The 20,460-nt window shown below is 72.3% G+C and carries 20 protein-coding genes; 13 read left to right on the top strand and 7 right to left on the bottom strand.

Annotated elements, in window-relative coordinates; all coding sequences use genetic code 11:
• Nucleotides 1-61: 61 nt before the first annotated feature.
• A complete protein-coding gene (locus ACWDS7_RS08275; RefSeq protein WP_451928669.1) occupies nt 62-1,318 on the bottom strand; it encodes an MFS transporter in 1,257 nt (418 codons plus the stop codon).
• Nucleotides 1,319-1,671: 353 nt separating this feature from the next.
• Here ACWDS7_RS08275 and ACWDS7_RS08270 point away from each other — a divergent pair, with 353 nt between their 5' ends.
• On the top strand, nt 1,672-2,688 hold the full coding sequence (locus tag ACWDS7_RS08270; RefSeq protein ID WP_451928668.1) for an alpha/beta fold hydrolase: 1,017 nt from the start codon (nt 1,672-1,674) through the stop codon (nt 2,686-2,688).
• A 25-nt stretch (nt 2,689-2,713) separates the two neighbouring features.
• Here ACWDS7_RS08270 and ACWDS7_RS08265 read toward each other — a convergent pair whose 3' ends face one another.
• On the bottom strand, nt 2,714-3,196 hold the full coding sequence (locus tag ACWDS7_RS08265; RefSeq protein ID WP_306861674.1) for a metallophosphoesterase family protein: 483 nt from the start codon (nt 3,194-3,196) through the stop codon (nt 2,714-2,716).
• A gap of 194 nt (nt 3,197-3,390) precedes the next feature.
• On the opposite strand from ACWDS7_RS08265, the gene ACWDS7_RS08260 reads away from it, so the two are divergent.
• The 3 genes from ACWDS7_RS08260 to ACWDS7_RS08250 all read left to right on the top strand — a co-directional run bounded on the left by ACWDS7_RS08260 (nt 3,391) and on the right by ACWDS7_RS08250 (nt 4,925).
• Nucleotides 3,391-3,918: a hypothetical protein gene (locus ACWDS7_RS08260; RefSeq protein WP_451928667.1), complete on the top strand. Its 528-nt coding sequence runs from the start codon at nt 3,391-3,393 to the stop codon at nt 3,916-3,918.
• Between the two features lie 84 nt (nt 3,919-4,002).
• Nucleotides 4,003-4,644 carry a DUF305 domain-containing protein gene (locus ACWDS7_RS08255; RefSeq protein WP_451928666.1) on the top strand — a complete coding sequence of 214 codons (642 nt, stop codon included), beginning with the start codon at nt 4,003-4,005 and terminating at the stop codon, nt 4,642-4,644.
• A 92-nt stretch (nt 4,645-4,736) separates the two neighbouring features.
• On the top strand, nt 4,737-4,925 hold the full coding sequence (locus ACWDS7_RS08250; protein WP_451928665.1) for a DUF4396 domain-containing protein: 189 nt from the start codon (nt 4,737-4,739) through the stop codon (nt 4,923-4,925).
• 25 nt (nt 4,926-4,950) lie between these two features.
• Here ACWDS7_RS08250 and ACWDS7_RS08245 read toward each other — a convergent pair whose 3' ends face one another.
• Both ACWDS7_RS08245 and ACWDS7_RS08240 read right to left on the bottom strand, forming a co-directional pair.
• The gene (locus tag ACWDS7_RS08245) at nt 4,951-5,604 is read right to left on the bottom strand and encodes a class I SAM-dependent methyltransferase (RefSeq protein WP_451928664.1); all 654 of its coding nucleotides are present in this window, start codon (nt 5,602-5,604) and stop codon (nt 4,951-4,953) included.
• Between the two features lie 234 nt (nt 5,605-5,838).
• The gene (locus ACWDS7_RS08240; RefSeq protein WP_451928663.1) at nt 5,839-6,651 is read right to left on the bottom strand and encodes an NAD(P)H-binding protein; all 813 of its coding nucleotides are present in this window, start codon (nt 6,649-6,651) and stop codon (nt 5,839-5,841) included.
• A 322-nt stretch (nt 6,652-6,973) separates the two neighbouring features.
• Here ACWDS7_RS08240 and kdpF point away from each other — a divergent pair, with 322 nt between their 5' ends.
• The 5 genes from kdpF (at nt 6,974) to ACWDS7_RS08215 (ending at nt 13,438) form a co-directional block, all read left to right on the top strand.
• The gene (kdpF, locus tag ACWDS7_RS08235) at nt 6,974-7,063 is read left to right on the top strand and encodes a K(+)-transporting ATPase subunit F (RefSeq protein WP_306861668.1); all 90 of its coding nucleotides are present in this window, start codon (nt 6,974-6,976) and stop codon (nt 7,061-7,063) included.
• Nucleotides 7,064-8,725 (top strand): potassium-transporting ATPase subunit KdpA, encoded by a 1,662-nt coding sequence (gene kdpA, locus ACWDS7_RS08230; RefSeq protein WP_451928662.1) that lies wholly within the window; start codon nt 7,064-7,066, stop codon nt 8,723-8,725.
• A complete protein-coding gene (gene kdpB, locus ACWDS7_RS08225; protein WP_451928661.1) occupies nt 8,725-10,851 on the top strand; it encodes a potassium-transporting ATPase subunit KdpB in 2,127 nt (708 codons plus the stop codon). The genes kdpA and kdpB overlap by 1 nt, the downstream gene beginning before the upstream one ends.
• A complete protein-coding gene (locus tag ACWDS7_RS08220; protein WP_451928660.1) occupies nt 10,851-11,723 on the top strand; it encodes a potassium-transporting ATPase subunit C in 873 nt (290 codons plus the stop codon). Before kdpB ends, ACWDS7_RS08220 begins: the two co-directional genes overlap by 1 nt.
• 428 nt (nt 11,724-12,151) lie before the next feature.
• Nucleotides 12,152-13,438 carry an MFS transporter gene (locus ACWDS7_RS08215; RefSeq protein ID WP_451928659.1) on the top strand — a complete coding sequence of 429 codons (1,287 nt, stop codon included), beginning with the start codon at nt 12,152-12,154 and terminating at the stop codon, nt 13,436-13,438.
• 54 nt (nt 13,439-13,492) lie between these two features.
• On the opposite strand, the gene ACWDS7_RS08210 is transcribed toward ACWDS7_RS08215, so the two are convergent.
• Nucleotides 13,493-14,428, bottom strand: coding sequence for a MerR family transcriptional regulator (locus ACWDS7_RS08210; protein ID WP_451928658.1), 936 nt, complete (start codon nt 14,426-14,428; stop codon nt 13,493-13,495).
• Between the two features lie 160 nt (nt 14,429-14,588).
• Entirely contained in the window at nt 14,589-15,263 is a 675-nt protein-coding gene (locus tag ACWDS7_RS08205; protein WP_451928657.1) for a TetR/AcrR family transcriptional regulator, read from the bottom strand.
• Nucleotides 15,264-15,285: 22 nt separating this feature from the next.
• Here ACWDS7_RS08205 and ACWDS7_RS08200 point away from each other — a divergent pair, with 22 nt between their 5' ends.
• The 4 genes from ACWDS7_RS08200 to ACWDS7_RS08185 all read left to right on the top strand — a co-directional run bounded on the left by ACWDS7_RS08200 (nt 15,286) and on the right by ACWDS7_RS08185 (nt 19,904).
• Nucleotides 15,286-16,638, top strand: a complete 1,353-nt coding sequence (locus tag ACWDS7_RS08200; protein ID WP_451928656.1) for an MFS transporter — start codon at nt 15,286-15,288, stop codon at nt 16,636-16,638.
• On the top strand, nt 16,635-17,165 hold the full coding sequence (locus ACWDS7_RS08195) for a hemerythrin domain-containing protein (protein WP_451928655.1): 531 nt from the start codon (nt 16,635-16,637) through the stop codon (nt 17,163-17,165). The genes ACWDS7_RS08200 and ACWDS7_RS08195 overlap by 4 nt, the downstream gene beginning before the upstream one ends.
• 214 nt (nt 17,166-17,379) lie before the next feature.
• Nucleotides 17,380-18,705: an AAA family ATPase gene (locus tag ACWDS7_RS08190; protein WP_451928654.1), complete on the top strand. Its 1,326-nt coding sequence runs from the start codon at nt 17,380-17,382 to the stop codon at nt 18,703-18,705.
• Nucleotides 18,699-19,904, top strand: a complete 1,206-nt coding sequence (locus ACWDS7_RS08185; protein WP_451928653.1) for a tetratricopeptide repeat protein — start codon at nt 18,699-18,701, stop codon at nt 19,902-19,904. The genes ACWDS7_RS08190 and ACWDS7_RS08185 overlap by 7 nt, the downstream gene beginning before the upstream one ends.
• 128 nt (nt 19,905-20,032) lie before the next feature.
• On the opposite strand, the gene ACWDS7_RS08180 is transcribed toward ACWDS7_RS08185, so the two are convergent.
• Complete coding sequence (locus ACWDS7_RS08180; RefSeq protein ID WP_451928652.1) at nt 20,033-20,233, bottom strand: hypothetical protein; 201 nt, start codon at nt 20,231-20,233, stop codon at nt 20,033-20,035.
• Nucleotides 20,234-20,460 lie beyond the last annotated feature (227 nt).

The raw sequence follows: 20,460 nt of genomic DNA, 5'->3' as shown, positions 1-20,460 counted from the left end.
GGCCATCGGCGCCGCGGCCGGCGTGGCCGCCACGCGCCCGCGCCCACGCCCCGCCGCGGCGTCAGTGCGCCAGGACTTCGGGCTCCTCGGCGGGCTCCGGGGCCCGCAGGTTCCGCACCCCCGGCGAGAGCAGTGCGGCGAGGGAGGTCAGGACGACGACCGCGGCGCATCCCAGCAGCGCCGGCTCCGGGCCGATCAGGATCGCCAGCGGCCCGGCCACCAGCAGGCCGATCGGGCCGAACATCAGGGACCCGAGAGCGTCGTAGGAACTGACCCGGGACAGGGACTCGGGCGGGATCTCCCGCTGCATCGTGGTGTTCCACAGCACGCCGAACAGGTCGAAGCAGACGCCCATCACGACCGCTCCGATGACGATCGTCCACAGCGGGGCGTCCAGGCCGAGCAGCAGGTAGGGCAGCGCCGTGGGCACGGTCATGCAGGTGCCGACCAGGATGGGACGGCGGGGCCGCAGCCGGAGCGCGAGGAAGACACCGCCGATCATGCCGACCGCCTCGCCGGCCAGGACCGCCGACCAGGCCGCCGCCCCGCCCAGGTGCTCCTTGGCCACCAGCGGGCCGAGCACCCCGTGCGCGGCCTGCACGGCCATCACCAGCACCGAGAACTGCGCGACCACCACCCAGAGCCACTGCCGGGAGATGAACTCGCGCCAGCCGCCGCGCAGGTCGGCCAGGACCGAGTGCCGCTCGGCGGCGGAACGCTCCGCGGGGGTGAGGCGCAGCGCCGCGATGAGCACGGCCGCCACGGCGAACATGGCGCCGCTGACGACCAGGGCCCAGCCGCCGCCGAGCAGGACCACCGTGGCCCCGCTCAGGACGAGCCCGGCGACACGCGAGATGTTGGCGCCCAGCCCCATCAGGGCGTTGGCGGTCTGCAGCCGGTCGGCGGGGACGACGTCGGGGATGATGCCGGTCAGCGCGGGGAAGAGGATCGCGATCGCGACGCCGCTGACCGCCGCCGCCGTCACCAGGGCGGGCAGCGGGGTCCACCCGGTGAGCAGCATCACGGCCAGGCAGGAGAACGCCGCCGCGTTGAGCGCCTCGCCGGCCATCATCACCCGGTGCCGGGGCAGCCGGTCGGCGATCACACCGCCCACGAGCATGAACGCCACCATCGGCAGCGACTCGGCGGCGAGGACCACCGACAGCGTCGTCGCCGTCGCCCCCGGCAGCGCGAGGACGCCGAAGGCGAGGGCCACGGGCGCGAACGAGCTGCCCAGCACCGAGATGGTCCGGGCGGTGAGCAGCAGGGCGAAGCGCCGATCCCGGAGCATCTCGAGATCGTGACGGTAACTGTGCACCCGGCCGGCTCCTTCATGGGAAAACGCAAAGGAATTCCATCCTGTCGTCTCCCGGCCGTGATGTCGCTCGGATATTCGGATACGCGTCCCTCACCCGCTGGAGACGGTCGGCGGAGCCGTGCGCGGATCCGGGTCGGGCCGGGCCGGGTCCGGGGAAACCCCCGCTCCTCCATCGGAAGTGTGAAAGGTCTGCCGGGAACGCGGAAAGGCCCGGCACTTACCGTCATACAGCCATATCTACCTGCGAAAACAGGACGGGACGCGCTGCCTTTCGGATCGTGTCGAGAATAAAATGTGGACACGGCGCGCGGAGGGTCCGGCGATCGAGACCGGTGATCGGCAAGGAGGCCCCCATGGACTACGACGTCTTCGACCTGGGTGACGTCCGGCTGCAGGGCGGCGCCACGCTCCCCGGCGCCACGCTGGCGTACAAGACCTACGGCGAGCTCGCCGCCGGCAAGGACAACGCGATCGTCTACCCGACGTGGTACTCGGGCCAGCACTACGACAACGAGTGGCTGATCGGTGAGGGCATGGCGCTCGATCCGGCGAAATACTTCATCATCGTCCCGAACATGTTCGGCAACGGGCTGTCGTCGTCCCCGAGCACCGCCCCGCCGCCGCACGACCGGGCGCGGTTCCCGCACGTGACGATGTACGACAACGTCCAGGCCCAGCACCGTCTGGTCACCGAACGGTTCGGCATCGAGCGTCTGGAGCTCGTCACGGGCTGGTCCATGGGAGCCGGGCAGACCTACCAGTGGGCGGTCAGCCATCCGGACATGGTCCGGCGGATCCTGCCCTTCTGCGGTGCGGCGAAGACCAGCCTTCACAACATCGTCTTCCTTGAGGGCGTCAAGGCGGCTCTCACCGCCGACGCGGCCTGGGACGGCGGCTGGTACTCCGGGCAGCCGGGCGTCGGGCTGCGGGCGATGGCCCGTGTCTACGCGGGCTGGGGTTTCTGCCAGCAGTTCTACCGGGAGAGGATCTACGAACGCGAGCCGCTCGGCTACGGCTCCCTCGAAGACTTCCTCGTCGGCTTCTGGGAGGGCCTGTTCGTCAAACGTGACGCCAACAACCTGCTCGCCATGTTGTGGACCTGGCAGAACGCCGACGTGGGCAAGACTCCCGGGTTCGGCGACGCGGCGGAGGCGCTCGCCGCGATCCGCGCGCCGGCGATCGTCATGCCCGCCGAGCAGGACCTCTACTTCCCGCCCGAGGACAGCGAGTGGGAGGTGGCCCACCTGCCCGACGCGGAGCTGCGCGTCATCCCCGGCGCGTGGGGGCACTTCGCCGGGGGTGGCCTCAATCCGGTGGACACCGAGTTCATCGACGACGCCCTCAAGGAGCTGCTCGCCACAGACACGTAGCCGGGAGGGGCACAGGACCGGCCGGTCAGGTGACCGGGGTGATCACGGCCTCGGCGAGGACACCGTCCTCGACGCGGAGCAGCCCCAGGGTGCCGTGGGGCTGGCGGCGCCGGTCGGTCGGCGACCCGGGGTTGAAGATGCGCAGTCCGGCGTCGCTCTCGTCCAGCGGGATGTGGGAGTGGCCGAAGACCACCAGGTCGGCCGAGGGGAACCGGCGGCGCATCCGGGCGAGCCGTCCCCGTGCCGCGCCGCTGTCGTGGATCATCGCCACCCGCAGCCCGCCGAGATCGAGTTCGAGCGTCTCGGGAGCCGCTATGTCGGGTCCGTCATTGTTGCCCTTGACGACGTGGACCGGCGCGTAGGCGGCGAGCTCGTCGAGCACATCGGCGGTGCAGACGTCACCGGCGTGCAGGATCAGGTCAGCGCCGCGGAGATGCTCGGCCACCCTCGGTGGGCAGGACTTCCAGCGCCGCGGCGCGTGGGTGTCGGCGAGGACCACTACTTTCACCGTGCCATTGTCCCGTCCGTGCTCCACGGCCCGTCGCCCGCACCCGGCGGCCCGCATGCCCACTACGGGTCTCATATCCGCCGTGCCCGGAGTGCGCCCACTACGACGGCGGTAGCTCAAAACCGCCCTTGGTCATGCCGTCCGCACCGGGATGACCTCCTCCGATACTCTACTATTGTAGATCGTAGGTTGCCGTGTCACAGCGGCCTGACCCCGCGTGCACGGAGGCGAGGATGGACGGCTCGGCCAGGAGGCGCCCGTCGTGGCGGTCTCGCCGGCTGCTGCTCCTCGCGCTCGTCCTGGGTGTCGCCGGGATGCACACCCTCGGCCATCTGGAGCACGGCAGCCCGTCGGTCACGGCTGGACACGGCGAGGTCATGCATCGGCGGGATCTCGCGCCGGTCCCCTCGCCCCCATCGCTGTCAGAGGCCGAGTCCGCTCTCATGTCCTCGCCCGCGACTGAGGTGTCCTCGCCCGCGACGGAGGCGGCGGGCGGGCGACGGATGTCCGGCACGGGCGACGATCTTCCCGGGCCCGACCCGTCCTCGGTCTGCCTGGCCGTACTGACCGCGCTCGTCGCCGTGTCCCTCGGCGCGGCGCGGGTGCGACGGCGGGCCTCGCAGGCCGCGGCCACCGCGCACCCGTCGTCGCCGCCTGTCGCGAGGCCGCCGCCCGACAGGACGGCACTGCGCCTGGCACGTCTCTCGGTCCTGCGCATATAGGCCGATCGCTTCGGCGGACAGTCCCCGAGACCCGCCCGCCAACGGTCGCCAGGCAGATAACACCGAACCGGAAGAGACAAGCACATGACGTTCACCGACCGACCCGCCGACCGACCCGCCGGCCGCAGGCTCGCGCTCGCCGCCGCCGGAGCCGGCCTGCTCGTGCTGCTGACCGCCTGCGGCGGGGGAACCTCGTCCACGGCGGCGGGCACCGGCGCGCCCAGCGGCGCTCCGGCCGCCGCCACCGCGAGCCCGCGTCCGTCGACCTCCTTCAACGAGGCCGACGTCACCTTCGCGCAGATGATGATCCCGCATCACGAGCAGGCGGTGGAGATGGCCGAGCTCGCCGAGAAGCGGGCCACCGATCCCGAGGTCAAGGCACTCGCCGCGGAGATCAAGGCCGCCCAGGACCCGGAGATCGCCACCATGACCGGCTGGCTGTCGGCCTGGGGTAAGCCCGCCACCCCGGAGGGCGGCCACGGCGGGCATGACATGCCCGGCATGATGACCGCGGAGGACATGGCCAAGCTCCAGAAGGCGAAGGGGGCGGAGTTCGACCGGATGTTCGCCGAACTGATGATCGCCCACCACAAGGGGGCGGTCGAGATGGCCCGGACCGAGCAGGCCCAGGGGGCCGCCCCCGAGGCCAAGGCGCTCGCCGGGGAGATCGTGACCGCGCAGGAGGCCGAGATCGGGCAGCTGCAGAAAATCCTCGACAGGCTCTGACAGGGCCTTACGCCAGGCCGGGGCCCGGGTGCACGCGCGCTCGGGCCCGGTGCCCCCCCTCGGCGGTACCAGCCGGCCGGCGAGGCGTCTCAATGGAGATCGTCGACAACGGAGTGACAATGGTGGTGCCCGGCGCCATGGACGCCGGCCTCACCTCGGTCCTGTTCTGGGGCGCTCTCGCGTTCTCCCTGCCGGTGGCCTTCCTCGTCACCACCCCGATCAACAAGTGGATCATCGGCAAGGGCAAGGGACACGCGGTGGTCCACGCCTACCACCGCTGACGTCCCCCGGGCCGCCGCGCACGGCCTACCGAGGGCCGGCGGCCGGCGGGCGTGACGCCACACCGAGGATGAAGAAGGAGACCGGGGTGCGGACCTCGGGGAGCAGGAAGCGCTCCAGCCGCTCCATGACGAACCCGGCGCGCTCGATCGCCGCAGCACTGTCACGGCCGGTGTGACAGCCGCCGGCCAGGCGCGGCCACACGGTGGCGTCCAGCAGCCGCTGCGTCCGGACCAGGCCGGCCGAGTCGGCCCGGACGTGCTCCAGGAAGCGTAGTTGGCCGCCGGGCTTGAGCACCCGGCGGATCTCCCGCAACGCCGAGTCGGGATCCGGCACCGAGCAGAGCACCATCGACACCACCGCGGCGTCGAAGGTCCGGTCTCCGCCCGGAAGGCGGTCGGCGAGGCCGCCGACCACCTCGACCGGGACCGGGGCCGCGCGGGCGGCCGCCCGCGCGAGCCGGCGCAGCCGCGGTTCGGGCTCCACCGCGAGCACCCGGGCGACGGTGGGCGGGTAGTGGGCGAAGGTCAACCCGTTCCCGGCACCCACCTCGATCACCTGGCCCGACAGCCCGGCCAGCAACGTCTGCCGGCGGGCGGCCAGGCCGTGGCGCTCCACCACCGGGCTGACGCGGGCGTAGCACCGGGCGAAGATCGGGTGGTTGACCTGGGTCTCCGGCATGGCGTCCTCCCCCTTCGCCACCAGTTCACCAGCTGACCGGCGGCCGGACCAGGCCGACGGGCCGGAGACCGGCCCCGCGCCCGTGCCACCCGGCCCCCGGGATGCCCCGCCGTACGGACTCGGAGCGGCCCGCCGTACGGGTCCGGGACGCCTGTCCTCGGTGGCACGCCCCTACAGGGATGCCCAGGGACGCCCGCCGCCCGGAGCGGCCCGCCGTACGGAGTGGAAGGGGGCTCAGCGGAAGTCGGCGGCGTGGTCGGCCGCCCACTGGTGGAAGGTGCGGGCGGGGACGCCGGTCAGTTCCTCGACCGTGTGGGTGACCGGCTCCGGCTCGGCCACGATCCGCGCCCAGTGGTCGAGCGCGCCGTCGACGAAGGTGGCCTCGCCCCAGGCGGCGAGCAGTTGCTCGCGCGCGACCTCCCTGGGCAGCTCCTCGTAGCGTGCCGGGCGGCCGGCCGCCTCCCCGATGATGCGGACCTGCTCGGCCTGGGTCACCACCGACGGCCCGGTGAGGTCGTAGATCTTCCCGGCGTGCCCGTCGCCGGTCAGCACGACCGCGGCGACCGCGGCGATGTCCCGCTCGTGGATGAGCGACCGCCCGGCCCGCGCGTACGGCCAGCGCACGACGCCCTCGCGGATCTGCTCTGCCCACATCAGCGTGTTGACGGCGAACCCGCCGGGCCGCAGGAACGTCCATTCCAGCCCGGACTCCCTGATCAGCGCCTCCAACCCCCCGTGGAAGGTGCCCTCCGGGTTCATCGCCGACAGGTAGACGACGCGGCGCGCGTACTTGGCGATCAGCTCCACGACCGGCGCGGCCTGCTCGGCCGCGAACCCGGGCCAGAGCAGGAACACCGACTCGACCCCGTCCAGGGCCGCCTCCACCGTCTCCGGCCGGGTCAGGTCGCCGCGCACCGCCTCGACGCCCTCCGGCAGCCGGGCGGCACCGGGGTCGCGGACCAGCGCGCGCACCGCGGCGCCGGACTCCAGCAGCTGGGACACGATGTTGCGGCCGACGTTACCGGTCGCTCCGATAACCAGAATCATGGTCTCCTCCTTGGTCGCCCCCCATCCTGAAACTTGAACTGGACTTCAAGTCAACCCCGGCCAGGAGACCCGCCCACGGTCACCGGATGGATCCCGCCGAGGGCATGCCGTAGGGATCACGTCAAAACTCAACCGCACGGCGTATGAAAGCCGTCAAGAACGGCAAAGTCCCACAAATAGCCCGGTTTGCTCTCTATGTGGCCACTTGGCCGTGAAGCAACGTCCGGACTTGAGGAGTGGGGATGGCTGACGTCATCTTCGTCGCCCTGACGATCGCGATCTTCGTGATCTTCGGGCTTGTCGTGAAGGCGGTGGAGCGCCTGTGAGCGCGATCAACGCCACCGGTCTCGCAGTGGCCGTCGGCCTGGTGATCTTCATGGTCGCGGCCCTGCTCTTCCCGGAGCGTTTCTAGATGAGCACGGCCACGGCCGGGGCCGTCTTCGTCGTCTCTCTGATCGCCGCCCTGGCCTTGGTACATAAGCCGCTGGGCGACTACATGTACCGGACTTACACGAGCACCAGGCACACCGTGGTGGAGCGCTCCGTCTACCGCCTGCTCGGCGTCCGGGCCGACGCCGAGCAGCGGTGGGGCGCCTACGCGCGCAACCTGCTGGCCTTCTCGGTCGTCTCGGTCCTGTCGGTGTACGGGATGCAGCGCCTGCAGGACAGGCTCTTCCTGAGCCTCGGTTTCGGACCGGTCCCCGACCACATCGCGTGGAACACCGCGATCAGCTTCGTCACCAACACCAACTGGCAGGCCTATTCCGGCGAGAGCACCATGGGTTACCTGACCCAGATGGGCGCCCTGGCCGTGCAGAACTTCGTGTCCGTGGCGGTCGGCATGGCGGTGGCGATCGCGCTGGTGCGCGGGTTCGCCCGCAGGGGCTCCGACACCATCGGCAACTTCTGGGTGGACCTGGTCCGCGGCTCGCTCCGGATCCTGCTGCCGATCGCGTTCGTCGGCGCGCTGGTGCTGGTGGCCGGCGGCCTGGTGCAGAACTTCTCCGGTCTGCACGAGGTGACCACGCTCACCGGCGGCACGCAGTCGATCACCGGCGGCCCCGTGGCCAGCCAGGAGGTCATCAAGGAGCTGGGCACCAACGGCGGCGGCTTCTACAACACCAACTCGGCCCACCCGTTCGAGAACGCCACGGCGTGGACGAACTGGTTCGAGATCTTCCTGATCCTGGTCATCCCGTTCAGCCTGACCCGCACCTTCGGCAGGATGGTCGGCCAGGTCCGCCAGGGCTACGCGATCCTCGCCGTGATGGCCACGATCGCCGTCGTCAGCGTCACGCTCACCAACGTCTTCGAGCTGCAGGGCGCGGCCACCGTCCCGCAGGCGGTCGGCGCGGCCATGGAGGGCAAGGAGGTCCGCTTCGGCGTCGCCAACTCGGCCACCTTCGCCGCCTCGACCACGCTCACCAGCACCGGCGCCGTGAACTCCTTCCACGACTCCTACACCCCGTTCGGCGGCATGATGACGCTGTTCAACATGATGCTGGGCGAGGTCGCCCCCGGCGGCGTCGGCGCCGGCCTGTACGGCATGCTCGTCCTGGCCACGATCACCGTGTTCGTCGCCGGACTCATGGTCGGCCGGACCCCGGAGTACCTCGGCAAGCGGATCGGCGCCCGCGAGATCAAGCTGGCCTCGCTGTACTTCCTGGTCACCCCCGTCCTGGTGCTGGTCGGCACGGCCGTCGCGATGGGCAACGAGGCGGGCCTGGCGGCCATGCTGAACAGCGGGCCGCACGGTTTCTCCGAGATCCTCTACGCCTTCACCAGCGCCTCCAACAACAACGGCTCGGCCTTCGGCGGGGTCACCGTCAACACCCCGTGGTACGACGTGGCACTCGGCCTGTGCATGGTCTTCGGCCGGTTCCTGCCGATCGTCTTCGTACTCGCCCTGGCCGGCTCTCTGGCCGGGCAGACACCCGTGCCCGAGTCGGCGGGCACGCTGCCGACCCACCGGCCGCAGTTCGTCGGCATGGTCGTCGGCGTGACGATCATCCTGGTCGCCCTGACCTTCCTCCCGGCGCTGGCGCTGGGGCCCCTCGCAGAAGGACTCCTGTAATGACGACCCGTCCGGTCGAAGCACCGGAGAAGGATCCGGCACCCAAGAAGCACGGCAGGGTCGGCGGCGGTCTGCTCGACCCGGGGCAGCTCGTCAGGTCGCTGCCCGACGCGCTGGTCAAGCTGAACCCGGTCACGCTCTGGCGTAACCCGGTCATGCTGATCGTGGAGATCGGCGCGCTGTTCACCACCGTGCTCGCGGTCGCCGACCCGTCGTTCTTCGCCTGGGCCATCGTGGTGTGGCTCTGGCTGACGGTGATCTTCGCCAACCTGGCCGAGGCGGTGGCCGAGGGCCGCGGCAAGGCGCAGGCGGCGACGCTGCGCGCCGCCAAGCGCGACACCACCGCCCGCCGCCTCAAGAACCGGGACGACCACTCCCGATGGGATGTCGTCGGGGCGCCCGAACTGAGGCAGGGCGACCACGTGATCGTCGAGGCCGGAGAGACCATTCCCGGTGACGGCGACGTGATCGAGGGCATCGCGTCCGTGGACGAGTCGGCCATCACCGGTGAGTCCGCCCCCGTCATCCGCGAGTCGGGCGGTGACCGGTCCGCGGTGACCGGCGGCACCAGGGTGCTGTCCGACCGCATCATCGTGCGGATCACCCAGAAGCCCGGCGAGAGCTTCATCGACCGGATGATCGCCCTGGTCGAGGGCGCCGACCGGCAGAAGACGCCGAACGAGATCGCGCTCAACATCCTGCTGGCCGCCCTGACGGTCATCTTCCTGGTCGCCACCGTCACCATGCAGCCGCTGGCGATCTACGCCAAGGCGGCGAACCCGGGCGTGCCCGACTCGCTCGCGCTCACCGGAGACGGCGTCACGGGCATCGTGCTGGCCTCCCTGCTGGTCTGCCTCATCCCGACCACGATCGGCGCGCTGCTGTCGGCGATCGGCATCGCGGGCATGGACCGGCTCGTGCAGCGCAACGTGCTCGCCATGTCCGGCCGCGCCGTCGAGGCCGCGGGTGACGTCAGCACGCTGCTGCTGGACAAGACCGGCACCATCACGCTGGGCAACCGGCAGGCGGCCGAGTTCGTCCCGGTGGACGGGGTGAGCGAGGCCGAGCTGGCCGAGGCGGCGCAGCTGTCCAGCCTGGCCGACGAGACGCCCGAGGGCCGCTCGATCGTGGTGTTCGCCAAGCAGGCGTACGGCCTGCGCGAGCGCCAGCCGGGCGAGCTGGCGCACGCCCAATGGGTGCCCTTCACGGCGCAGACCCGCATGTCGGGGGTGAACCTGGACGGCCGCGAGGTCCGCAAGGGCGCCGCGACCGCGGTGATGAAGTGGGTGCGCGACCACGGCGGCCATCCGACGGACGAGGTGGGCCACCTGGTGGACGGGATCTCCGGCTCCGGCGGCACCCCGCTGGTGGTGGCGGAGAAGGGACGCGTGCTCGGCGTCGTCCACCTCAAGGACGTCGTCAAGGAGGGCATGCGCGAACGGTTCGACGAGATGCGCCGGATGGGCATCCGCACCGTCATGATCACCGGGGACAACCCGCTGACCGCCAAGGCCATCGCCGACGAGGCCGGGGTGGACGACTTCCTCGCCGAGGCCACGCCCGAGGACAAGCTCGCCCTGATCAGGAAGGAACAGGAAGGCGGCCGGCTGGTCGCGATGACCGGTGACGGCACCAACGACGCGCCCGCGCTCGCGCAGTCCGACGTCGGGGTGGCGATGAACACCGGCACATCGGCCGCCAAGGAGGCCGGCAACATGGTCGACCTCGACTCCAACCCGACCAAGCTCATCGAGATCGTCGAGATCGGCAAGCAACTGCTGATCACCCGCGGGGCTTTGACGACCTTCTCGATCGCCAACGACATCGCCAAGTACTTCGCGATCATTCCCGCGATGTTCGCCGCGGTCTACCCGGGGCTGGACGCGCTGAACGTCATGCGCCTGGCCAGCCCGCAGTCGGCGATCCTGTCCGCGGTCGTCTTCAACGCGATCATCATCGTGGCGCTGATCCCGCTGGCCCTGCGCGGCGTGCGCTACCGGCCGTCGAGCGCCTCCAAGCTGCTCAGCCGCAACCTCTACGTCTACGGTCTGGGCGGCGTCGTCGCGCCCTTCGCCGGCATCAAGATCATCGACCTCATCGTCCAGTTCCTTCCGGGGATGTCGTAATGGAACGTCTGCCAGGCTGGATCCGCCGGCACCTCGCCGCCCTCCGCGCGGTCATCGTGCTGACTCTGCTCCTCGGCGGGGCCTACCCGCTGCTGGTGACCGGTGTCGCCCAGACCGTCCTCAACCGGAACGCCAACGGCTCGCTGATCGAGCGCGACGGCAGGACCGTGGGCAGCGCCATCGTCGGCCAGAGCTTCACCGACAAGAACGGCGACCCCGTCGAGAAATACTTCCAGAGCCGACCGTCGGCGGCCGGCGACGGCTACGACATGCTGTCCACCGCCGCGAGCAACCTCGGCCCCGAGGACGTCCTGGACGTCCTGCCGGTTCCTGGCGCCAAGAACGCCGCGGGCCGGCCCGACGAGGGGCGGCGGAGCCTGCTCACCCAGGTCTGCACCCGGTCCAGGGCAGTCGGCGAGCTGGAGGGCGTCTCCGGGGCCCGACCGTATTGCACCCCCGACGGGGTCGGCGCGGTGCTGAAGGTCTTCCCCGCCGTCGGCGCGGTCACCCGGGCGGTCAGCGTCAACCAGGCCTGCCCCGCCCGGCCCTTCGTCGCCCGCTACCAGGGCGTCGGCGTCGAGTGCGGCAGGCCCGGAGAGGACTACGCGGCCGGCCGTACCGTCCCCGTCCGCGGCGACGCCAGGGCGGTGGTGCCCGCCGACGCGGTCACCGCCGGCGGCTCCGGCCTCGACCCGCACATCTCGGTCGCCTACGCCGAGCTGCAGGCCCCTCGGGTGGCCAGGGAGCGCGGGATCGCCGTGGAGCGGGTGAGGCGGCTCGTCAAGGAGCACACCACCGGCCGGGCGCTCGGCTTCATGGGTGAGCCGGCGGTCAACGTGCTCCAGCTCAACCTGGCCCTCGACAAGGGGTGACACGGTGCCGCGCGGGCGGCGGGGGGCCTACCGGACGCGGTCCCCGGGGTGGGCGAGACCTTCGCGATGCTCGGCGGGAGCCGCCGCGGACGGCGCAGGGCGACGTCCATGCCCCGCAGCCCCTGACACCGCCGCCCGTGGTGCCGGCTCGATCCGCCCGGGACCGGGTATGTTCCTCCACCCTGACCGAGGCACAGGAGCAGCGGATCGGACCGGCCACCGGCGTCAGCGGCGGGCTGCCCGCCACGTCGCCGCCGGCGACCGTCGACAGCGGGGCGGCTGCTGCGGCTGGGCCGTACCGACCGGAAGGAAGCTCCCATGGCGGAGGGATGTCCCACCACGGCCCAGAAGCAGCCGCCGCGCCCCGGCTGCCGCCACGGATCGCAGGAGGACCGCCGCGAGCCGGTCGCCTGCCGTGGTGACCTGGGATGAGCGCCCCCTCCGGGGCCGCCGTCCCCGCGACGGGGGACGGCGGCCGAGCGCGTCCCGGGCGCGGGTGGCGTGTCGTCGCCGCACTGGCGGTGACCCAGACCGCCGGCTACGGCGTGCTCTACTACGCCTTCTCGGTCTTCATCACCCCGATGGGCCGCGACCTGGGCGCCGGGACCGCCTCCGTCGCCGGGGCGCTCACCACGGCGGTGCTGGTCTCGGGCCTGGCCGCCCCGCTGGTCGGCCGGTGGCTGGACGGCCACGGCGGCCGCGGCCTCATGACGGCCGGATCGGCGCTCGGCGCGCTGGCGGTGCTGGGCTGGTCGCAGGTGACCACCCTCCTCCAGCTCTATCTGATCTTCACTGTCATCGGGGTCGCCTCCGCGGCGGTGCTGTACGAGGCGGCCTTCGCGGTGATCGTGGCCTGCTCCGACGCCAGGCGGCGCTCGAACGCGCTGCTGGTGCTGACCATCGTCGCGGGTTTCGCCTCCACGATCTTCCTGCCGCTCACCGGCCTGCTGGTCCAGCGGTACGGCTGGCGCACCGCCCTGGTGGTCCTCGCCCTCGGCTACGCGCTGCTCGCGGTGCCGCTGCACGCCCTGGTGCCGCGCAGCCGTACCGCCACCGAGGCGGAACCCGCGAGCACCAGGACGGAACCCGCGGGCGCCGGGACGGAACCCGCGGCCGTCCGCCGGGAGGCGGCCGTCCGGAGCGCCCTGGGCGAGCGGCCGTTCTGGCTGCTGGTCGCGGCCTTCCTCGCGCACACCGGAGCCGTCGCCGTGCTGGGGGTGCTGCTGGTGACCTATCTGACCGTTCTCGGTCACCCGCCGGTCTTCGCCGCGAGCGTGGCCGGCCTGCTGGGGGTGCTGTCGGTCACCGGGCGCCTGGTCAGCACCGGCCTGCAGAGCCGCTGGCCGGTCTCGCTGGTCACCGCGGCGATCTTCGTCCTGCAGGGCGCGGCCGCGGCGCTCCTGCCGCTGGTCGGGCGCAGCGTCCCCGGGGCGGTCACCGCGGTGGTCCTGTTCGGTCTCGGGTTCGGCGTGGCGACCATCGCCCGTCCCGCGCTGCTGGCCGACCGGTACGGCACCGCCGCCTACGCGAGCGTCAGCGGTGCTCTGGCCCTGCCCGTCACCGTGGCCAAAGCCGTCGCCCCGCTGACCGCCGCGGTGATGGCGCAGATCGTCGGCTACGCCGCGGTGATGGGCGTCGTGGCCGCCGCCTGCGTCCTCGGCGCGCTCGCCCTGTCCGCCTACCACCGCGTATCGTTCAGACCCTCATCTGATTAGCGGGTTTCCCTCATGACGCCGGCCGGTCCGGCGGCGCCGGGTCCGACCGGCCCGCTACCCCGGTATCCGGGCACGCAGGGCCTGGATGAACCAGTCGAGCGCCGGCGCCAGGCTCTCCGGGGCGGGCCAGCCGTTGACCACCGCGAGCAACCGGAGGTACAGCTCCCGGCGAGGGTCGTTCACGCTCTCCAGCCGGGTCAACAGCCGGCGCCGGAGGTCGGCGTCGTCGGGGCGGTCGAAGACGTGCGCGTATTGAGCCGTGACCGCCGCGACCACCGGATCGGCCTGCGGCGAGACCGGGTCGATGCCGGCCGCCAGGGCCGGGCCGACCTGGTCACGGACCATCGCGACGGAGTCTCGGCGCAGGACCGTGGTGTCGCCCTGGGCGCGCTCGGCCGCAAGGTGCTCAACCATGCGGCGCACCCCGGCGCGGAAGTCCGGGTCCTGGGACAGTTCGGCCAGTTCCACCCACGCCTCGACCTGACCGGCCTCGGGGTCGTCGGGCAGTTCGGGGGTCATCGAGCGCCTGACCCCCGTGAACTCGGGGGCGTCCAGGCCGCCGAAGGCGGTGTCGAGGAAGTCGCCGATCAGACGTCGGCGCTCGTCCTCGGAGAGCTTGGCCAGCTTGTGCATGAGATCAATCTCCTCAGGGGTGGATCCGCGCCTGGCCACCACCGTCAGCACCGCGCGCCGCAGACGCAGCGTCCGGATCTGCACCGCCAGTGCTCCGGCGTGCGCCGCGGCGACCTCGGGGAGCGAGACCTCCCGGTCCACGACCTTCCGGATCGTGGGGAGGTCCAGGCCCAGTTCGCGCAGCGTCCGCACGAGGTCCAGGCGTGCGACGGCGTCGATGCCGTAGCGGCGGTAGCCGGCCGGACTGCGGTCGGCCGGCGGCACGATCCCCCGGTCGGAGTAGAACCGGATGGCCTTGACCGTCAGCCCGGTCCGCCGGGCCAGGTCACCGATCGAGTAGAGCGTGTCGCCGTCCATTCCCCCACCCTCGCGTCTCCCCTTACTGGAGACTCAAGCCCATCCGCTTACTGGGGACTTGATCCCGTCCGCCGGAGACTCACGCCCATCCGCCCACCGACGGCAGGCCGCTCCGCACCTCCACGTCATCCACGGACCTGCCGGCCCCACGAGCCTGCGCTCAGGCGCCTTCGCTCACCGTGGGCGCGGCGTGGGGGCGCAGCAGGCCGTCCACGATCGCGCGCACGCCCTTGTCATAGGTGTCGCGGGCGGTCAGCTCCTCCCAGCGCTCGCCCAGCACCGCCAGGCGCGGTAGCTCCGCGGGGTCGAGGGTGGCGAACACCTGGCTGCGGTAGGTCGGCCTGTCCTCCTCGCGCCTGCGCGCCGCGGCCGCCCGCGCCGTGATCTCGCCCGCCGTGTAGTGCCAGATGATCCGGTAGGCGTCCACGGCCGCCTCCGGGGACAGTCCGGCGTGCACGGCCGCATCGATGATCGTTTCCGGGTACCACAGCGCGCGGACGGACATCAGGTCGTCGGCTCTCAGCACCTCGACGATCCACGGGCAGCCGACGAGCGCGCCGTGCATGGCCGTGGCTGCGGCCACGACGCGCTCGGCGGGGGAGTCATCGGGCAGTTCGGGCCTGGGCAGGCCGGCGGCGTACTCGTCGAGGAGCAGATGGAGCAGTTCGTCCTTGTCATGCACGTGGTGGTACAGGGCCATCGGCGTGGCGCCCACCTCGCGGGCCAGCCGGCGCATGGTCAGGCCCTGCGTGCCCTCCGCGTCGATGATGCGGTGGGCCGCGGACACGATGTCCGCTCTGGAGATCTTGGGAGGTCGTCCCGTACGCGCCGGCATCCTGCCATGCTACTTTATATACATGTATAAAAAGTCCCCGTGGACGGCCGTCGGCGTGCTCGCTTTCGCCGTGGCCGTCGGCACCCTCCAGATGACGGCGGTCGTGCCGATGCTGCCGGTGCTGCAACGGCAGCTCCACGCGCCGCTGCCCCTTGTCTCCTGGACCCTCACCGCCGCACTGCTGTCGGGCGCCGTCGCCATCCCGCTGCTGTCGCGCCTGGGCGACCTGTACGGCAGACGTCCCGTCGCGCTCGCCGCGCTCGGTCTGCTGGTGGCCGGAGCGCTGCTCAGCGCCGTCGCCACCACGCTTCCCCTGATCATCGCGGGCCGGGTGCTGCAGGGCCTGGCCGCTCCCCTGCTGCCGCTGGCCATGGGCATCGCCAGGCAGGCCGTACCCCGCGACCGGCTCCCCACGGCCATCGGCGTGCTGAGCGCCATGATGGGGGTCGGCAGCGGCGGCGGCATGATCCTCGCCGGGCTGGTCGGAGGCGGCTACCAGGCGCTGTTCTGGATCCTGGCCGGGCTCGGCGCGGCGAGCTTCGCACTGGTGGCCGTCCTCGTCCGCGAGCCCGCCCGCGCCGCGCCCGGCGGCCGTCCCGACCTGGCGGGCGCGGCGCTCGTGGCCACCTGGCTGGTCTGCCTGCTGCTCGCCGTCAACAAGGGCGCGGCCTGGGGCTGGACCTCGCCGAGCACCCTCGGGCTGCTGGCGGCGGCCGCCGTGGTGGCCGTCATCTGGGTGCTGTCGGCCCGCCGTACCGCCACTCCGCTGATCGAGATCCCGATGCTCCTGCACCGGGGGACGGTCGGCGCGACGGTGGCCTCGCTGCTGCTCGGGTTCGCGCTGTTCGCCGCGATCACCACGCTGTCGTCCGTCGCACAGGGATCGCTGGGCGCCTCGGTGCTCCAGGTGGGCCTGTACCTGCTGCCGACGGCCGCGCTGATGCTGGTGATCTCGCTGCTGGCCGGCCGGCTGATGCGCCGGTTCACGACGTCGTCGCTGGTCGGCAGCGGGTCTCTGCTGGTGGCCGCCGCCTCGCTCTGGCTGAGCGTCTCGCACGGCACCCCGTCCGACCTGTACGGCGCCGCGGCCGTACTGGGGGTGGGCATCGGACTCGGGTACGCCGCACTCGGCACGATGGCCGTCGAGCACGTCGAACCCGCCAAGACGGCGGCGGCCGGCGGCGTGAACGCGCTGGTCAGAGTCTTCGGCAGCAGCCTGGCGGGGGTGGTGACCGCAGCCGTGATCTCCAGCGCCGGGGCGGGGTGGAGCTTCGGCGCCTCGGCGATCGCCGCCACGATCTCGGCGGCTTCCAGCTACGTACACGGCGCTCTGGCCCGAGTCCCGGACATCGCCCTGACGAAGGAGACGGCATGAACCAGGGAGACGGCATGAACCGGGAGCACGACGCGGTGCGAGAGGACGACGCGGTCCAGGAGGACAGCATGAACCGGGAGGACGGCGCGGTCCGGGGAGACGGCGGACGGCTCATCGCGTGGGGCGACGAGCTGGTGAAGCTGCACGACGGCTTCCGCCGCGACCTCGCGGAGCTGCGCCGTACGTCCAGGTCGGCTCCCAGCCCGGGGCCGACCCTGCGGGAGCACTGCCTGACATTCTGCGAGGCCCTGCACGCGCACCACACCGGGGAGGACGACGTACTCTTCCCCCACCTGGGCGGCACGCACCCCGAGCTGGCCGACACCCTGGCACGGCTGCGCGAGGAGCACCAGACCGTGGGGCGGATGCTGGCCAGGATCCGCGCCCTGGTGGACACCGGCGACCCGGCAATGATCGAGGCCGAGCTCGACCGGCTCACCCAGGCGGTGGAGGCCCACCTGGACTACGAGGAGGAGCAGCTCGTACCACTGCTCAACCAGCTGACCGACATCCCGGAAGATCTCTGATCCAGCCGCCTGCCGGCGTTCACCGCACGCCGACCGGCGCGGGCACCGCCGCGCGGGAGAGGGCGAGCGGCAGTCCGGGCAGCCGCGTCGCCCTGGTGTGGGAGATCACTTGACCACCCTCCGGGCCGCTGCCCGGGGCATGTGGAGGATCAAGGTCCGGCATCCGCGGCTGGTAGTTTGACGCCCTGAAGTCGGACAGAAGGGATGTAGCTCCGTGCTCGACGATGCCGGCCTGCAGGCGCTCCGCGAGGCGGCGCGCTTTTCTCCGGACAACCTTCCCCTGCGACGGCATCTGGCCGACCAGCTCCTCACCAAGGGCTACCTCGGCGAGGCGGAGGCGGAGTATCGCGCCGCGCTCATGCTGGCACCCCGGGATCCGGACATCACGGCCGGGCTGGCGGAGGCGTTCACCCGCCAGAGCTCGTACGGCAGCGCGCTGTCGGTCCTGGAGTCACACCTGGCGACGCCCGGTTACCCGCCGCGCATGGGCGTGATCGCGGCCAGGGCGCTGCTGGGCGAGGGCGACATGGCCGGCGCCGCCTACCGCTACCACGAGGCGGTCTCCCGCGACCCCTCCGCCGCCGACCCCGACCTGGCCGCCCGGCTGGCGGCGCCGCCGCCGCAGCCCGTGGTGGCCCCGCCGAACCTCCCTCCGGAGACCAGCGCGGAGGTCGAGCGCTCCCGCTTCACCTTCGCCGACGTGGCGGGCATGGAGGCGGTCAAGGAGGCGCTGCGGATCAAGCTCCTGCTCCCCGTCCAGCAGCCGGAGCTGTTCGCCGCGTTCGGCAAGCGAGCCGGCGGCGGGGTGTTGCTCTACGGCCCGCCGGGCGCGGGCAAGACCCACCTGGCCAGAGCGGCGGCCGGTGAGCTCGGCGCGGCGTTCGTCAACGTCGGGCTGGCCGACGTCCTGGACATGTACATCGGCTCCAGCGAGCGCAACCTGCGCGCGGTGTTCGAGATGGCCCGCCGCAACCGGCCGTGCGTGTTGTTCTTCGACGAGGTCGACGCGCTGGCCGCCCGCCGCTCCGACATGCGCCAGGCGCACAGCCGGCAACTGGTCAACCAGTTCCTGGCCGAGCTCGACGGCGTGGACGACAGCGCCAACGAGGGGGTGCTGGTGCTGGCGGCCACGAACGCGCCCTGGTACGTCGACGTGGCCTTCCGCCGGCCTGGCCGCTTCGACCAGCTCGTGTTCGTGCCGCCGCCGGACGCGGCCGCGCGCGCCGCCATCCTGCGCATCCTGTGCCGCGACAAGCCGCTGGCCGAGATGGACTACGACGCGGTGGCGAAGATCACCGACCACTTCACCGGCGCCGACCTGAAGGGCCTGGTCGACCGCGCGGTGGAGGCCAAGCTCCAGCAGTCGATCAGCGCCGGCCGCCCGATCCCGCTGTCGACGCCCGACCTGCTGGCGGTGGCTCAGCAGGTCAAGCCCACCGCGGTACGCGAGTGGCTGGCCACCGCCCGCAACTACGTGCTGCACGCCAACGAGTCCGGCGCCTGGGACGAGCTGATGCCGTGGATCAAGCGCAAGTGGTGACAGTCCAGGCCACGCTCGAACGCGCGCGCAGCCTGCTCGACCTGCGCCGCCCGGTGGAGGCGGCGCGGGAGCTGCGCGGCGCGATCACCCACGACCCGCAGCACCCCACCGCACACGCCCTGCTCGCCGTCGCCCTGATCGAGCAGGGCGAGGTGGCCGAGGCCGCCGCCGAGGCCGACGAGGCGGTACGGCTGGCGCCGGACTTCTGGTTCACGCACTACACGGCCGGGAAGGTGTACTACCGCGCCCACCGGCCCGACCGGGCGCTGCCGGCCGTCGAGGCCTCGCTGGCGCTGGCCCCCGAGCACGCCAACACCTGGGAACTGCTGGCCCGGGTGCGCGTGCAGAGCGACCAGTGGGCCGAGGCCGCGCAGGCGGCGCGTCAGGGGCTGCGCATCGATCCGCAGGACTCCGACCTGGTGAGCCTGCTGGCAGTGGCCCTGGTCATGCTCGGCGACGCGGCGGAGGCCAGACCGGCCGCGGCGCTGGCCGTACGTCTGAATCCGGAGAGCGCCACCGCGCACCTGGTGTACGGCCGTGCGGAGCTGGCCTTCGGCGACCCCGGGCGGGCGGCGGAGGCCTTCCGCGAAGTGCTGCGGCTCGATCCCTCCTTCGACCACGCCAGGGACCTGCTCGTCCTGGCGCTCAAACGCCGCAACCCCCTCTACCGCGTGCTGACCCGCCTGCGCGGCAGGTTCCGCGGCGGCTGGCGCATGGCACTGCTGCTGCCCATGGCGCCGCCGCTCATCGCGGTTTTCGTCCTCATCGCGGTGCTGCACTGGGCGGCGTGGGTCGCCGAGTCGTGGGCGACGCTGCGCCTGCACCGCGGCCGGGCCACCCGGCTGCTGCTGGAGGGCGCGCAGGCGCGCGTGGCGGTGCTCTGCTGCGTGCTGCCGGTGGCGGGCGCGCTGCTGCTGGCGTCAGGCGTGGCCTCCGGGCTGGAGGCGGTGGGCACGGCCGGCGCCGCGGTGATGGCGCTGGTCACCCCCGTCCAGGAGGCGGCGCACACCGGCTCCCGGCGCGGACGGTCCGTGCTGTACGGCTGGGCGGCCCTGCTGGCCCTCGCCATCGTCACGTCGCTGGTCCTGGCGGCGTCGCCGGCCACCGCCGGGACGGGGGTCACCGTCGCGCTGCTGAGTGCCTATGCCGCGCTGGCCACGATCTGGGGGGCGACCGCCGTCCGCGGCGCGACGGGGTGAGACATGCCCGGCCGTACCGGAGCGCCCGGCCGTACCGGAGCGCCCGACCGTGCCGGAGCGCCCGACCGTGCTGGAGCGTGGCCGTGCTGGAGCGTGGCCGTGCGGCGGACCGGGCGGTGCGAGCGCCCTCAGCCCCGGTGGCGGCGTCCGCGCTGAGCGGTGCCCCGGCGCCCTGCGGCGGTCATCAAAGGACGGCACGGGGGAGGCGGCTGAACGGGGACCGATGGCCGGCGCCGTGTCGACCCCGGCCACAGGACGGCGACGGTGACGACCGCGGAGACCGTCAGCAGGACGCCCAGCAGCGTTTCGAGAAGCAGCGTGACCGACATGGAGCCCTCCCTCGGCCTTGCCACGCACAGGTGGCTACGAGGACGAAGGTCTCCCCACACCCCACGTCTGACGAGGGGCCACCCCGCCGGGCCCGCCTGTGCCCAGGGGCCGTGATGACGGTCGGGATGTCGGGCGGCGGGTACTCCCCTCCGCGTTGATTCCACTATCGGCGCAGGTCGGATCCTGGTCAAATGCCGACTGCCGGCCGGAGGGGGGAGACGATACG

The sequence above is a fragment of the Streptosporangium sp. NPDC003464 genome (genome assembly GCF_053588315.1).
Note: the sequence above shows the minus strand (reverse complement) of the source record. Positions and strands in the feature narration are given on the sequence as shown.